16 protein-coding genes and 2 other annotated features are annotated in these 13,779 nt (G+C 34.2%); of the genes, 4 read left to right on the top strand and 12 right to left on the bottom strand.

What is annotated here, in order from left to right; genetic code table 11:
• Positions 1–110: 110 nt before the first annotated feature.
• From ACWPVO_RS02570 to ychF, 5 genes are read right to left on the bottom strand one after another with little or no spacing between them, the layout of a single operon-like run.
• The gene (locus ACWPVO_RS02570) at positions 111–470 is read right to left on the bottom strand and encodes a YraN family protein (RefSeq protein WP_195443263.1); all 360 of its coding nucleotides are present in this window, start codon (positions 468–470) and stop codon (positions 111–113) included.
• The gene (locus tag ACWPVO_RS02565; protein WP_270673977.1) at positions 464–1,081 is read right to left on the bottom strand and encodes a ribonuclease HII; all 618 of its coding nucleotides are present in this window, start codon (positions 1,079–1,081) and stop codon (positions 464–466) included. Before ACWPVO_RS02565 ends, ACWPVO_RS02570 begins: the two co-directional genes overlap by 7 nt.
• On the bottom strand, positions 1,068–1,919 hold the full coding sequence (ylqF, locus tag ACWPVO_RS02560; protein WP_454206332.1) for a ribosome biogenesis GTPase YlqF: 852 nt from the start codon (positions 1,917–1,919) through the stop codon (positions 1,068–1,070). Before ylqF ends, ACWPVO_RS02565 begins: the two co-directional genes overlap by 14 nt.
• The gene (locus tag ACWPVO_RS02555; protein WP_412275923.1) at positions 1,920–2,750 is read right to left on the bottom strand and encodes an HAD-IIB family hydrolase; all 831 of its coding nucleotides are present in this window, start codon (positions 2,748–2,750) and stop codon (positions 1,920–1,922) included.
• Positions 2,751–2,775: 25 nt separating this feature from the next.
• Positions 2,776–3,864 (bottom strand): redox-regulated ATPase YchF, encoded by a 1,089-nt coding sequence (gene ychF / locus ACWPVO_RS02550; protein ID WP_454206330.1) that lies wholly within the window; start codon positions 3,862–3,864, stop codon positions 2,776–2,778.
• Between the two features lie 378 nt (positions 3,865–4,242).
• Between ychF and ACWPVO_RS02545 the strand changes: the two genes are divergently transcribed.
• The 4 genes from ACWPVO_RS02545 (at position 4,243) to ACWPVO_RS02530 (ending at position 8,017) form a co-directional block, all read left to right on the top strand.
• Complete coding sequence (locus ACWPVO_RS02545) at positions 4,243–5,517, top strand: ATP-binding cassette domain-containing protein (RefSeq protein ID WP_454206328.1); 1,275 nt, start codon at positions 4,243–4,245, stop codon at positions 5,515–5,517.
• On the top strand, positions 5,507–6,337 hold the full coding sequence (locus ACWPVO_RS02540) for an ABC transporter permease subunit (RefSeq protein ID WP_060799374.1): 831 nt from the start codon (positions 5,507–5,509) through the stop codon (positions 6,335–6,337). Before ACWPVO_RS02545 ends, ACWPVO_RS02540 begins: the two co-directional genes overlap by 11 nt.
• A 128-nt stretch (positions 6,338–6,465) precedes the next feature.
• Positions 6,466–6,987 carry a sigma-70 family RNA polymerase sigma factor gene (locus ACWPVO_RS02535; RefSeq protein WP_454206325.1) on the top strand — a complete coding sequence of 174 codons (522 nt, stop codon included), beginning with the start codon at positions 6,466–6,468 and terminating at the stop codon, positions 6,985–6,987.
• A complete protein-coding gene (locus ACWPVO_RS02530; protein WP_454206323.1) occupies positions 6,977–8,017 on the top strand; it encodes a DUF4179 domain-containing protein in 1,041 nt (346 codons plus the stop codon). Before ACWPVO_RS02535 ends, ACWPVO_RS02530 begins: the two co-directional genes overlap by 11 nt.
• Before the next feature lie 74 nt (positions 8,018–8,091).
• Here ACWPVO_RS02530 and ACWPVO_RS02525 read toward each other — a convergent pair whose 3' ends face one another.
• The 7 genes from ACWPVO_RS02525 to nadE all read right to left on the bottom strand — a co-directional run bounded on the left by ACWPVO_RS02525 (position 8,092) and on the right by nadE (position 13,773).
• Positions 8,092–8,904 (bottom strand): ABC transporter ATP-binding protein, encoded by an 813-nt coding sequence (locus ACWPVO_RS02525; protein ID WP_454206321.1) that lies wholly within the window; start codon positions 8,902–8,904, stop codon positions 8,092–8,094.
• Positions 8,891–9,775 (bottom strand): ABC transporter permease, encoded by an 885-nt coding sequence (locus ACWPVO_RS02520; protein ID WP_005956138.1) that lies wholly within the window; start codon positions 9,773–9,775, stop codon positions 8,891–8,893. The genes ACWPVO_RS02525 and ACWPVO_RS02520 overlap by 14 nt, the downstream gene beginning before the upstream one ends.
• Before the next feature lie 35 nt (positions 9,776–9,810).
• Entirely contained in the window at positions 9,811–10,800 is a 990-nt protein-coding gene (locus ACWPVO_RS02515) for an ABC transporter substrate-binding protein (protein WP_454206319.1), read from the bottom strand.
• A gap of 37 nt (positions 10,801–10,837) precedes the next feature.
• Positions 10,838–11,070: a binding site (T-box leader), on the bottom strand.
• Between the two features lie 108 nt (positions 11,071–11,178).
• The gene (locus ACWPVO_RS02510; RefSeq protein WP_454206317.1) at positions 11,179–12,156 is read right to left on the bottom strand and encodes an ABC transporter substrate-binding protein; all 978 of its coding nucleotides are present in this window, start codon (positions 12,154–12,156) and stop codon (positions 11,179–11,181) included.
• Positions 12,157–12,204: 48 nt separating this feature from the next.
• Positions 12,205–12,433: a binding site (T-box leader), on the bottom strand.
• Between the two features lie 53 nt (positions 12,434–12,486).
• Positions 12,487–12,669: a hypothetical protein gene (locus ACWPVO_RS02505; protein ID WP_412593478.1), complete on the bottom strand. Its 183-nt coding sequence runs from the start codon at positions 12,667–12,669 to the stop codon at positions 12,487–12,489.
• Position 12,670: 1 nt separating this feature from the next.
• On the bottom strand, positions 12,671–12,853 hold the full coding sequence (locus ACWPVO_RS02500) for a hypothetical protein (protein WP_005956316.1): 183 nt from the start codon (positions 12,851–12,853) through the stop codon (positions 12,671–12,673).
• 203 nt (positions 12,854–13,056) lie between these two features.
• Complete coding sequence (gene nadE, locus ACWPVO_RS02495) at positions 13,057–13,773, bottom strand: NAD(+) synthase (protein ID WP_454206315.1); 717 nt, start codon at positions 13,771–13,773, stop codon at positions 13,057–13,059.
• Between the last annotated feature and the right edge of the window lie 6 nt (positions 13,774–13,779).

Raw genomic sequence — 13,779 nt, 5'->3', positions numbered from 1 at the left:
AAAAATAATTCATACAAAATTACTATGTTTTTTTCTATTAACTATAATAACACAAGTTTTTTAATTAGCAAGTAATTATTGCAAATAAAAAAACTAGGCTTAACCTAGTTTTATGAAAGCATAAATGCCGACTCTATGTGATTGATTTCCTTCTCATTAAAATAAACTTCGATTATGTCAAAGCGAACCATAATATCAAAAAGCCCCTTTGCCATAATGTAAGCTGTTGCTGTTTGAATAATATTTTGCATCTTATAATCTGTGACAGCTTCGTAAGCATCTCCATACTTTCTCGAGTTACGTGACTTCACTTCTACAAAGACAAGTTCATCCTTGTCACGTGCAATAATATCTATTTCTGTCCCAAGGGCGCGATAATTTCTATCTAATATAAGGTAGCCCTTGTCTTCTAAAAATTTTGTGGCAATATCTTCCCCACGATTACCGAAAAATAAATTATGTCCTACCATGATTTTATATTCTTTAAAAAAGTTTTTCTGTGCATGTCACTTGGACCGTAAGCTTTAAGAGCTTCTCTGTGATATTTTGTTGCGTAGCCCTTGTGCTTTTCAAGTCCATATTGGGGGTATTCTTCTGCCCACTTCTTGCATAAATTGTCCCTGTAGACCTTTGCAACAATAGATGCACAGGCAATGGAGTAACAAGACTCGTCACCCTTAACTATTGCCTTTTGAAAAATTCCAGTGTCAATAGTTTCTGCATCAATTAATACACAGTCAGCTTCGATTTTATTATTTTCACTGTCTCTTAAATTTTCAAGAGCGTTGATCATGGAGATGTGGGTTGCCATCCTAATATTTACCTTATCAATTATGTCAGCATTTGCCCTGCCAATACCAACTGCAATTGCAGATTCTAAAATTTTTAAGTAGAGGGCCTCCCTCTTCTTGGGAGATAATTTTTTGGAGTCATTTACTCCCTCAATGTATTCTCCCCTTGGCATAATTACTGCGCAGGAAACTACATCGCCAAAGAGACATCCCCTGCCAACTTCATCTATTCCGCAAATATTTTTGTAGCCCTTTTCATAATATTCTTCTTCAAAATTATAAAAACTCATCTGGAACCTCCAATGTAATCCTGCCAAGGATTCCCTTCCTAAATTCATCTAGGATAATGCCAGAGACTTTTTCATAATCAATGTAGCCTCCACGCATTAGGGCTCCCCTCTTACTTCCAATTTCATCCATGATTTCAATTCCAGTCATGTCACGGATATCTTGAAGCTTGTATCTTTCTTCTAATGAAGGAGGAGCTATTTCCTTTAACTTTTCAATTAATCTCAAGGCAAGAGTCTCCCTGTCCATGATTTCATCTTTTATGGCACCAGTAAAGGCAAGGTTAAGTCCAACCTTATCTTGGAACTTTGGCCAAAGAACTCCTGGCGTGTCAAGAAGGTGGAGCTTGGGATGAATCTTTATCCACTGGTTGACCTTGGTAACTCCTGGCCTGTTTCCAGTCTTGGCTGACCTTGTGCCTGATATTGAATTGATAAAAGTTGACTTGCCTGAGTTAGGAATCCCAACAATCATGGCACGAAGAGGTCCCTTGTTAAGGCCCTTGTCTTCAAATTTTTTTATTTCTTCTGCCATGAGTTCTTCCGACTTATTTACAACAAGACCAACATTGGGCTTCATTGCATTGTAGGAGATGGCAAAGTTGTTCTCATCAGTTAGTCTGTCCATCCAAAGTTCGTTTAACTTAGGATCAGAAAGGTCTGACTTGTTAAAAATAAGAAGCCTCTTTTTGTTTTTTAAGAGGTCATCAAAGAGAGGATTTCTACTTGAGAAGGGGATTCTGGAATCTATAATTTCTATTACAAAGTCAACGAGCTTTAACTTCTTCTCAATATCCTCTATGGTCTTCTTCATGTGACCAGGGTACCAGTTAATATTCATTTAATCACCAAATAAAACCTTATCTAAAATTTTTATTGCGCCATCATGGTTGTTGTCATAGTCAGAAACCACATCAGCAACTTCCTTTAAGACATCAACAGCATTTATCATGGCAAAGCCAAGTCCAACATTTTCTACAAGCATCTTGTCGTTGGAGTCGTCGCCAATGGCTGCAACTTCTTCTAGTTTTATATTTCTATTTTCTGCATACTTCTTTACGCCGAAAAACTTGTCCCCATTCTTTTGAAGGATTTCCAACATCCACTTTGGATGTCTCTTTATCTTCATAAGATGGAAGTTGAACTTATCATCTCCAATTCCATCTTTTATATTCCTTCTAAGTTCAACTAAGTCGTCGTGACTTCCTGCAAAAACAATTGAAAGAGGATGACCTTCAAAGTCATCAAAGTTATCAAGTCCAAGATTTCTTCCCCTAAAGGCATCCACATAAGTCCCTTCAAGAGAATCAAAATTCTTTTTCTTGTATAGGAGGTCAATCCCATCTTCCCTCTCAACGTGAATTGTGGAATAGACCTTGTCATTATTGTCAAAGGACATAATTAAATCTACATCTTCCTTTGACATGGGATTTACAAATTCAAGTTTTCCAGTTTTGTTATTCTTAATAATATTTCCATTGTTGCAAATTAAATCTATCTCAAGATCTTCGCCCACAAACCTGTGAGCAGTGTAGAATTCTCTTCCAGTTGCAACCACGGGAATAATATTATTAGCTTTTAATTTTTCCACAAAGGGCCTAAAGGATTCTGTCATAACCTTATCGCTTGTTAAGAGAGTTTCATCCAGGTCCATTGAAAGCATTTTTATCATAAATCACCTTTTTTCTTCAGCTTAATTATACGTTAAACTTAAAGACAATTACGTCGCCATCTTCAACGACATAGTCCTTTCCTTCACTTCTAATAAGTCCCTTGTCCCTCGCATTTGCCATAGAGCCAGAGTCAACAAGGTCTTGGTAAGAAATTGTGTCTGCCTTAATAAATCCTCTTTCCATATCTGTGTGGATTTTTCCTGCAGCAACTGGTGCCTTGGAACCCTTTTTAACAGTCCAAGCCCTAGTTTCCATTTCTCCAGTTGTGATAAAGGAAATTAGTCCAAGGAGTTTGTAGCTTGACTTAATTAACCTATCAAGACCTGAGGAGTCAAGACCAAGCTCTTCTAAGAATAATTCCTTTTCATCTTCATCAAGGGCAGCTATTTCTGATTCAATTTCAGCAGAGATAACTACAACTTCGTCGCCAGTTTTTTCTGCGTATTCTCTTACTGCCTTTACATACTTATTGTCATCCTTAGTTAGTTCACTTTCTGCAACGTTACAAACATAGATAACAGGTTTTGCACTAAGAAGTGAATAGTTCTTGATAATTTTCTTTTCTTCCTCATCAAGTTCAACTTCTCTTGCAGACCTTCCTTCTTCAAGGGCAGTCTTAATTTTTTCTAAAAGGTCTCTTTCTTTTGCAAGATTTTTTTCAGCTCTTGCTTTTTTTGCAACCTTTCCATACCTATTTTCAACTTGCTCAAGGTCAGAGAAAATTAATTCTAGGTTTATATTTTCAATGTCACGCAAAGGATCAACTGAACCATCAACGTGAATAATGTTTTCGTCGTCAAAACATCTTACAACGTGGACAATGGCATCAACCTCACGGATATTCGATAAAAATTGGTTGCCAAGTCCTTCCCCCTTGCTGGCTCCCTTAACAAGTCCAGCAATGTCATAAAATTCTATATTAGTGTAGACAATTCTTTGTGAGTTATTTAGTTTTGAAAGAACTTCTAGTCTTTCATCAGGCACGTTTACAACCCCAACATTTGGTTCAATTGTTGCAAAGGGATAGTTTGCAGCTTCTGCTCCAGCACTTGTTAGGGCATTAAATAAAGTAGACTTACCAACGTTAGGTAGTCCCACGATTCCAAGTTTCATTTAAAAACCTCCATTCAAAGTAAAATTATATCACAAGCCACTTTTTAAGTCATTTTATTTTAATTAGTCTTAGTCCTCAACTTGTAAAATTTTTATAAAGTCATAAGTTTTTGTAAAGTTGTAAATTTTTATTAATTCACAAATTTCTACTAAGTCATAGTTTTCTATGAAGTCCTAACTTTCTATGAAGTCATAACTTTCTATAAAGTCATAAATTTTTACTAGCTTGTGAATATACAATAAGTTATAAAAAATAAAAATTTGAAATGATTTTGATTCAATCTTTTCTATTATTTAACTAAGATGGGCTTACTAATCTTTTATTTAAATATTTTTTATTGTATAATGAGTTTATCAATTATTAAAGAGGTGAATAGTATGAGTGCCATCGTCATAAATGACCTGACAAAGGGCAAGGGTAAAGATAAAGTTTTACAAAAATTAAATCTTGAAATCCTTGAAGGAGAATTCTTCTCCCTACTTGGAACTGAAAAATCTGGAAAGACTACTCTTGCAAAAATTATAATGGGATTTTTAAAACCTAATAGCGGATCTATTAAGGTTTATGATATGGATTCATTTAAAGAATCAAAAGAAATAAAAGAAAGCGTGTCTCTTGTGCCAGAAGATATGATCTTCGATTCAAAGATCAAGTCCTTCGCACTATTAAAAAAGACACTTAATGCACACAACCTATCCAACACAGAAGACATTGACATCCTCTGTGATTATTTTGAATTTAATTCAAACTTAAGGGTTTGTGACTTGAGAGACAGGGAGAGAAAACTCTTAGCTATTATTAACGCCCTAATTATTAAGCCAAGACTTTTAATCTTAGACAATCCTTCTAAGTTTTTAGATGACAAGGACATTGACAGACTCTTCTCTCATGTGAAGAAATTAAATGAACAAGAAAACCTAACAGTTTTACTCCTATCTGAGTCACTAAGAGAGGCAAAAAAATATTCTGCTCGTATTGCCTACCTATCTGATGGTAAGGTTCAAGACATTGAGTACAACAATGTAAAGGCAGCTGGAGATAAGGTCCTAAAAATTGATTCCTACAGGGGCAATTTAAATTACTTTACTTCCATTGGAGCAAGAATTATCAAAGACGAAGAAGACGAAACTATCCTTTACTTTGACGGTCCTCTTCCAGAACTTTCAAAAATTATCTATGAAGAAGGTTTAGAAAATTATATTCTTGAAGATGCTGAGCTAAGCGACAAGGTTGAAGCTTACTACAAGGGAGAAAATGCAAAACTTCCAAGAAGAAAGCCTGAAGCTCCTATTGAATCTAAGGATATCAAGCTAGAAGAAACTTCAACTATAGAAGCAGATACTATTAATGGAGTAAGTGAGGCTACTGTTAAGCTAGACCAAGCTGATAACAACTTCAATAGTGTTGAAGGCATAAGCGAAGATGAAATGGAAAAAGATACAGTCCACAACACAAAGACAAACCTATTCGTTGATGAAGAGTATTCTGAAAAAGTTCTTGGAGAAAATCCAAAGACTCCTCAAGGAGAAGTTCTTGATCCTCCAAAGGAAGAAAAAACTTCTGTCGACACAATAGTATTTGATACCTCTAATGAAGGCATCTTCAATGCTAGTGAAGAAACAAAGCTAAAGGAGGACAAAGATGATATTTAATATGGAATTTAAATCAAACTTTGCAAAGATGATTTCTTGGGCCATTGTCCTAATAATTTTACTGGGACTTATGCTTGCCTTTTATCCCTTCCTTGCAGAGTCACAAATGAATTCGCTCTTTAATTCAGTTTTAGAAAGTTTTAACGAGCCGACAAAAAATATCTTGGGCTTTTATGAAGGCATGGATATAGTAAACATTGGCGACTATCTTGCCCTAGTTTACCACTATCTTGGAATATTAATTTTTGTATTTGCAATGCAACTTGGAGCTAACTCCCTTGCAAAGGAACAATCTTCAGGTAACATTGAATATATTTATTCAAACCCAATTTCTAAATCAGAAATTGTAACTGGAAAGTTCACAGCAAATATTTTAATTTATATTTTATTTTTAATTATTATGGCACTTGCAAGTTTTGGACTTGTTCTTGGAGTTTCTTCTCTTGGAAGCGACACTCCACAAGTTACAAGCTTTGAAATTATTGAAGGACTTGTAAAAGTTTTCGTTGGACTACTTGGCTCTGGTCTTGTCTTTATGTCCATTGGATTCTTCTTCTCTTCAATGTCTAAGTCAGCCCTACATCAAGATGCAGTATCTGCACTTTTTGTATTCCTTCTTGTACTACTTACAATTGTAGGAAAAGTTATTGGCGACGTCTTTGGAATGGTGGTTACTTACTTCCCTAACGAAGCCTTTAGACCTTATAGTTTTGTCAGCGCAAACCTAAACCTATTTGGCCTAATAGCAAATGCAGTGATATTTATCTTGATGATAGTATTAACTTACTCTATCTATTCAAATAAAGAACTTAAATATTAATTTTAAAAACTATCTTGGATGACCAGGATAGTTTTTTTTGCGCTCAAAATTATTTTTCATAAATTTTAATTTTAAAAATTTGTCAGAATTATTATCTCTATCACGAATATATAAGTGAAGGAGGAAATATGGATAATAAAGACTTGATAGAAAGGCTAAAAAAGAGAGATGAAGATGCCCTTTATATATTTATTGAAGAATATGGAAAAATATTAAAAGGTGTTATTTCAAAAACACTTTGGAAATATCCAAACCTCTGGGAAGAAGCTATGAATGATGCTCTCCTAAGTATATGGCAAAATATAGAATACTTTGACCCAAGTAGATCCACTTTTAAAAATTGGTGTGCCCTTGTTGCTAAATATAGAGCCATAGATATTCTTAGAAAAGAAATTAAATTTGAAAGCCTTAGACTAGATGAAGATTCAAAAATCGTCGATTCAGATTTATCTTCAAATTTAGAAATAGAAGAAGTCCTTTCACTTTTAAATGATGAAGATAAAAAACTTTTTGAAAATATTTTTATCCATGGTCTTTCCTATAAAGAGGCAGCATCAAAACAAAATATTTCCACAGCAAATGCCTACAAAAAAGTTAGCAGAGGAAGAAATTTTTTAAAAAAATGGAGGGAAAGTTTTTATGAAAAATAATATTTATGATGAATTAAACGACATGAAAATAGAATATGAAGAAGTTCCTCTTAATGATTTCGAAAGAGAAAAACTAAAAAGAACTGTGAAATCATTAAAAATAAAAAATAAGAAAAATAAGTTTAATAAAAGAATTGTAGCAATAGCAGCGTCTCTTATATTGATTTTAGGAATAACAAACCACACATCTGGTGGTTATGTATTGGCAAAGACAAAAGAAGTAGCAAGTAATTTTAAAATTACTTTATCTGATGCCATGGGATTGTCAAGGGAAGTTGATGAGTACAGCGTAAATTTAAACGAAGCTTTTGAAATAAATGGCAAAAAATATATTCTAGATAAATTTATTATTGAAGATAACAATTTATACACAGTTATTTTAAGCCTAAATGACTCAGAAAAAATACCCTCTGGAGAAGTTAACTTAACTGAACTTAAGGTTAATGGCAAGAAAAATATAATTCTTAGTTCTACTGGCTCTGCCTATACTTTACCTGAAGATGAAAAAGTAAATGTCTATACTCTTAAATATGCTTTGGAAGACTCCTTACCAAAAGAAGGCAAAGTTAATTTAGAATTTTCCTTTGATGAATTTTTAGGAGACAAGAAAAAAATTAATCTTTCAACAAATATAGATATGTCTCAAATGAAAATGAATAAAAATCTTATAGCAAAGGACTTTACTATTCCAGATACTAATAACATTGTCATTGAAAGCTTTACTACAAGTCCAGCTTCACAAAAAATTGTACTAAGCTATCCTGACAGCGAAGATGGATATATTTATTCAATAAAAGCCAGAGATTCTAAAAATAGGTTCGTATATTTTGAAACTCACGAAGCAGAGAAAAATAAATCCAACCTATACTTTTCACCAGTCATTAGCAAAGTTACTTCCGATGAACTTTTAAATGAAATAAAAACACTAAAATGCCAATTATACAGAGTGACAGTTCACAGCTATGACAACAGAGAAATGCCTATTGAAGAACAAGCAATTGGCAAGGAATTTACTCTTAAATTAAGATAGAATAAAATTTTATATTCAAAAAGAATCCTACCCTTCAGTGGGTAGGATTTTTTCATGTTATTATTTTATGAAATTTATGCAATTTTTTCTACTTGCTTTACTCCTGTCATACTTTCTACTTCTACATTGTTTTCTTCTTCAATCTTTTCGTTGTAGATCCTATTTAGTTCTTCTTCTGTAACTTGGCTTGGAAGGATATCTAAGACAACCTTGCCTTTATTTAGCATTATAATTCTGTCTGAGTAGTCAATAGCATTTTTTAAGTTGTGAGTGATCATTAGTGTTGTGATTTTTTCCTTCTTGATAAGGTCATTGGTCTTATCCATTATTATCTTTGAAGTCTTTGGATCAAGGGCTGCTGTGTGTTCATCTAATAAAAGAATTTTTGGCTTCTTTACAGTTGCCATTAAAAGAGATAGTGATTGTCTTTGTCCACCTGATAAAAACTTTACTTGAGTCTTTAATTTGTTTTCAAGTCCCAGGTCAATAGACTTTAGCTTTTCTATAATTTGGTCGATGTTGTTCTTATCGATTAACCTCTTGAAGGTGAACTTGTGACCCTTCTTAAAGGCCATAGACATATTTTCTAAAATATTAAGACTTTGGCAAACTCCCTTTGATGGATCTTGGTTTACCTTTCCAATGTCTATTGCCCTCTTGTCTTCAGATAATTTTGCAATGTCCACATCTCCCAGCATTATTTCTCCTGAGTCAGGATTAAGTGAACCTGAAATCATATTAAAAAGTGTAGACTTGCCACAACCATTAGGTCCTAAAATTGCAACGCACTTATTTTCTTCTATATCAAGGGAGAAATTATCAAAAATTTGATTTTCTTCTTCCATACCCTTGTAAAAAGTTTTTGATAAATTTTTAATTCTTAGCATTTTCTTCCCTCTTTCCTTTTAAAACAGATAGTCCCTTTGAAGAAACATTATTGTAAACTATGAAGAATACTACGATAATTGCAGTTATTCCCTTTAAATCACTTGGAGCAAGTCCTAGGTAAAGGGCGATTCCATAGATGATCCTGTAAATTATTGCACCGATGATGGCTCTTGTTGTCCTATTTAAAAAGTTTGCATTCTTTAAGAAGGCATCGCCAATTATAACTGATGCAAGTGCTGATACTATTATGGCTTGTCCCATTGTTATGTCTGCATAACCATTGGACTGTGCCATTAAAGCTCCAGCAAGTGCTGCAAGTGCATTGGATATTACAAGGCCAATTGCAATGTACTTGTCTGGATTTTTCCCAAGGGACTTAACAAGAGTTTCATTGTCTCCTGTTGCCAAAAGAAGGTAGCCCTTCTCAGTTTTTAAAAACCAATCAAGAATTAATTTTATAACAAGTGTTATTATTGCAAGAATTAACATCTTAGGAAGGCTTTCAAAAAGTTGAAATATAGTTTTATAATCGAAAAAAGTAACATTTGGCGTACCAGTAATTCTTAGGTTCACTGAATATAAAAATGTCATTGTTAGGATCCCAGCTAAGATAGCTTGGATCTTAAACTTCCTAAATAAAATATATGTGATGTAGCCTCCAAGTCCCCCTGCTGCAAGTGAAACCACCATAGCAAGCACAGGATTCATGCCAAGTGTCAACATCTTAGCAAAGGCGAAGGCCCCCAGTGGGAAAGTCCCTTCCACTGACATGTCAGGGAAATCTAAAATTTTAAAGGTTATTACAACTCCTATTGTCAATATGGAAAATATAAGTCCCATGACAATGGATTCCATTATTACTGAATTCAACTTTTTCCTCCTAATTTGTTTTAATTATTTTTCATCTATTCAACTACTTTTGCATTATCCATTAAGTTCTTATCATATTCTAGGCCAAGAGCTTCAGCAGTTTTCTTGTTAACAACTTTTCTTGTGTCAGATGAGAATAAAACTGGAACATCTTTTACAGCCTTGCCACCAAGGATATCACTTGCCATGCCTGCTGCCTTCTTGCCAAGGTCAACATAGTCAACTCCTGCACTTACAAGAATTCCATTTTCAACTGGTCCTTCTTCTGATGCAAAGGAAGGGATCTTAGCAGCCTTTAGTGACTCTGCAATTATTGTTGATGCAGATGAAACTGTGTTGTCTGTGATTGACATGAAGATGTCTATCTTTGGTTCAATTGTCTTTATAGCTGTTGATACGTCGTTAATATTGTTTACTCCAACTTCCACAACGTTAAGTCCAAAACCATCTGCAGCCTTCTTTAGTTCTTCGATTTGGAATTTTGAATTGGCTTCATTTGTTGAGAACATAACTCCAATGTTTTTAATATTTGGGAAGATCTTGATCATTTCTTCTAGTTGAGCTTGTATTGAGAAGTAATCAGAAACTCCTGTTATATTTTCTTCAGGTTCTTCCAAGTTTTTAACTAGGTCTGCAGATGCTGGATCTGTAACTGCATTAAAGATAATTGGAACTTCCTTTTCACCGTTCTTTGCTCCTTGAGCAGCTGGTGTAGCAATTGCGTAAATTAAATCAACTTTCTTGTCTTGGAAGGACTTAATAATTGATGGGACAACCGTTAAGTCTCCATTGGCATTCTTTGTAATAATTTCTACATCAGGGTTTGTCTTTTTAAGTTCATCTTCAAAACCCTTTCTAGCTCTTTCAAGTGCAATATGGTCGGCAATTTGAATTACGCCAACTTTTTTTCCACCACTTGTTTCTGTAGAGCTTTCTACTTTTGAATTTCTACTATTTTCAGTCTTTCCACAAGCCGCAAGGACAAGGGACATCATAAGCAAAACAAACAACTTTCTAAATTTCATAAAAAACCTCCATAAAATAAAAAAAGTCTTTCATCCACATTGGGACGAAAGACTGACTTCGCGGTACCACCCGATTTTATAATCTAAAAGATTACCTCACTTTAAGGTCTAACAACCTCTAGCCTCAGATAACGGTGGCTTCCGTACTTGCCTACTAACTTCAACAAATAAGCTTTAGAGTGTATGTTAAATTTCCGTGTATTGCCTCTCACCAGCCGGCAACTCTCTTAAAATCACTAAAAATTCTTTTTTCTCTTTCAACGCTTCAATTAAATTACATTTAGTATATTCTGCTAGCAGAACAAAGTCAAGTCTTTTTTTTATAATTTCGTCCAAAGTTTTTATATAATTTTTATTTTGCTTATCTCAGTGAGATTTTTAGTTTAAAATTTCTGCATCCTTAAGATTTTCATTACTTAAATCAAGTCCAAGAGCTTCAGCAGTTTTGCCGTTGATCTTTTTCTTTGAAGTCTTGTTGTTTTCTGCGTGAATATTTTTTATGTCTTCTCCCTTTAGGATCTTTATTGCCATTTCTCCTGCTTGCCTTCCATGTTCATAGTAGTCAACACCTTCACTCATTAGAAGTCCCTTAGACACTTGACCTTCTTCAGCAGAAAGGGATGGGATCTTGTCCTTCAATAAATTTTCTGCAAGGACTGGTCCAGCAGAGGCAACTGTGTTGTCAGTTAGTGCATAGTAGGCGTCAATCTTTTCTGTAAGAGTTGAAAGAGCTTGACCAATGTCGTTGATGTTATTGATTCCAACACTTTCAAGTTTAAGTCCAAGTTCATCACAAGCTTTTTCTAAATTTTCAACTTGTATCTTTGAGTTAACTTCGTTAGTTGAGAAAATTGTTCCAATGGTTTTTACATTTGGATAAATCTTTAAGAAGGATTCTAGTTGGTCCTTTGCAGAAACTGCGTCGTTAACTCCTGTGATGTTTGTAATTTTATCTGCCGATTCAATTAGTCCTGCTTCCACTGGGTCTGTAACTGCTGAATAAATAATATTTTTATTTGAAAGGGCAGTCTTTGCTCCTTGGGCAGCTGGTGTTGAGATTGCGTAAACTAATTTATATTCATCTCCTTGGAATTTCTTTGGTGCAGTTGTAGCTAGTGCTTGATCACCTTGTAGATTTTCAACATCAACTTCTACATCAAGTCCTTCTTCCTTTAGTCTATCTTGGAAACCCTTTAGGGCATTGTCAAGGGACACGTGCTCAATATATTGGATAGCTCCAATTTTTATTTTTTCTCCACTTTCTTTTTCTGCTTTCTTATCACCTGCACATCCAACAAGAGAAAGTGCAAGGGCACCTAGAGCAATAACTTTTACCATTTTCTTTAAATTTTTCATTTTGTCCTCCAAAAATTTTATTTAAAATAATAAAAAAATCCTTCACCCATATAGGGCGAAGGATTCGCGGTACCACCTAAATTCGAAATAAAAATATTTCCTCTTTAAAGATCTAACAATCTCTAGTCTATGGTAACGGAGACTTCCGTGAGGGTCTACTATAATTCAATCCTCATGCTTTAGAGTGAATATATGACATCAACTCATCTGTGGGCTCTCACCATCCCCACTCTCTTTAAGACTCATTAAATATCTTTTTCTCTTTCATGGCATTTATTATTTTATTAAATGAGATTATAGACTCTTAAAATTTTTTTGTCAAGACGAATTTTAATTTTCTTTTTTGTTTTTTATTTTTTCTATGACAAGGTAAGTTAATACATATAAGGCAAAAGCTATTAAGGCAATTTTTAATTTTTGTCCCTCATAAGATCCAAACCTATAAATAAAAAAACTTCTCACAGAAAATAAATAAAAATATAGAACCAAAGCAGATCTAATATAAGCCTTCATCTCATTCATTCCTTCTTGATATTACATAAACTACAAAGCAGGTAATTAAGAAGACCCCAATTACAAAAATATACTTGTAAATTAAGTCTGAAATAATAATCTCAGAAGTAAAGTACCTGTAAACATCAAAGGCTCCCATAATAACTAGTAAGATAAATAAATTTCTAAGTTGATGATTTCCCATTTTAATCTCCCTTTTTAATTTTTGAAAAAATAAAATCCCAGACAAGATAAGCCAAAAGTAATAAGGCGTGCATTTTTAAGACACGAACATCTAAGCTACTTGTTTTGTAATAAATAAACCCATTAGCTATAAGCATAAAGCTTATTAAAATAAATAAATTTCTAATTCTGTCTTTTAACATTTAAACCAGCCTTAGATAAATTTTAGATTTCAAATTTTGGAGCCATTTCTCTTTTATGGGCAGAGTTTTTGTGCATCCTGTCGATCTTTTCTTTTATCTCAGGCTCTGGAGTTTTTTCTCCCCTGATGTAGGCATCAAGAACTTCATAAGTAAAGCCCATTTCATCTTCGTCAGTTTGTCCTGCCCAAAGTCCTGCTGATGGTTTTTTATTTATTACAAAGTCAGGAAGTCCAAGTTCCCTTGCAACTTTAAAGATATCTGTCTTTAAAATATTTGCTATTGGCATGATGTCTGCTCCAGAGTCGCCATACTTTGTTGAGTAGCCAAGATACCATTCGCTGGCATTTGATGGGCCAAGCACAAGGTAGCCAAGGTCTTGAGCGTAGTAATAAAGTGTTGTCATCCTAAGTCTTGGCTTGATGTTTGACCTCGCCATCCTATTGTCTGATGTGAAGGAGGCCTTCATTAGTTCTTCAAAAGAAGATGTTAAATCAATTGTCTTTGTCTCTAGGTCAAGAGCTTCAGCAACTTTTAGAGCATCTTCCCTGTCCTTGTCAATGCTGTCGCAAGGCATAATTAGACCAAGAGAATTGTCTGGAAAAACTCTTTTTGCAAGAGCGGCAACTACTGCTGAGTCAATTCCACCTGATAGACCAAAGATAAATCCCTTGGCTCCAACTTCTTTTGCGTAATCTTCTACCCACTTAACTAAATCTTCTGTTACTTTTTTATAATCCATAATGTC

The organism is Peptoniphilus sp. Marseille-Q6390 (assembly GCF_965119475.1).
The sequence above is the reverse complement of the archived record's forward strand: the minus strand, read 5'-3'. Positions and strand labels throughout refer to the sequence as shown.

Bases quoted from the DNA above. Each gene is read 5' to 3' on its own strand.
- ACWPVO_RS02570 (WP_195443263.1), bottom strand. From the start codon at position 470: ATGGTAGGACATAATTTATTTTTCGGTAATCGTGGGGAAGATATTGCC.
- ACWPVO_RS02565 (WP_270673977.1), bottom strand. From the start codon at position 1,081: ATGAGTTTTTATAATTTTGAAGAAGAATATTATGAAAAGGGCTACAAA.
- ylqF (WP_454206332.1), bottom strand. From the start codon at position 1,919: ATGAATATTAACTGGTACCCTGGTCACATGAAGAAGACCATAGAGGAT.
- ACWPVO_RS02555 (WP_412275923.1), bottom strand. From the start codon at position 2,750: ATGATAAAAATGCTTTCAATGGACCTGGATGAAACTCTCTTAACAAGC.
- ychF (WP_454206330.1), bottom strand. From the start codon at position 3,864: ATGAAACTTGGAATCGTGGGACTACCTAACGTTGGTAAGTCTACTTTA.
- ACWPVO_RS02545 (WP_454206328.1), top strand. From the start codon at position 4,243: ATGAGTGCCATCGTCATAAATGACCTGACAAAGGGCAAGGGTAAAGAT.
- ACWPVO_RS02540 (WP_060799374.1), top strand. From the start codon at position 5,507: ATGATATTTAATATGGAATTTAAATCAAACTTTGCAAAGATGATTTCT.
- ACWPVO_RS02535 (WP_454206325.1), top strand. From the start codon at position 6,466: ATGGATAATAAAGACTTGATAGAAAGGCTAAAAAAGAGAGATGAAGAT.
- ACWPVO_RS02530 (WP_454206323.1), top strand. From the start codon at position 6,977: ATGAAAAATAATATTTATGATGAATTAAACGACATGAAAATAGAATAT.
- ACWPVO_RS02525 (WP_454206321.1), bottom strand. From the start codon at position 8,904: ATGCTAAGAATTAAAAATTTATCAAAAACTTTTTACAAGGGTATGGAA.
- ACWPVO_RS02515 (WP_454206319.1), bottom strand. From the start codon at position 10,800: ATGAAATTTAGAAAGTTGTTTGTTTTGCTTATGATGTCCCTTGTCCTT.
- ACWPVO_RS02510 (WP_454206317.1), bottom strand. From the start codon at position 12,156: ATGAAAAATTTAAAGAAAATGGTAAAAGTTATTGCTCTAGGTGCCCTT.
- ACWPVO_RS02505 (WP_412593478.1), bottom strand. From the start codon at position 12,669: ATGAAGGCTTATATTAGATCTGCTTTGGTTCTATATTTTTATTTATTT.
- ACWPVO_RS02500 (WP_005956316.1), bottom strand. From the start codon at position 12,853: ATGGGAAATCATCAACTTAGAAATTTATTTATCTTACTAGTTATTATG.
- nadE (WP_454206315.1), bottom strand. From the start codon at position 13,773: ATGGATTATAAAAAAGTAACAGAAGATTTAGTTAAGTGGGTAGAAGAT.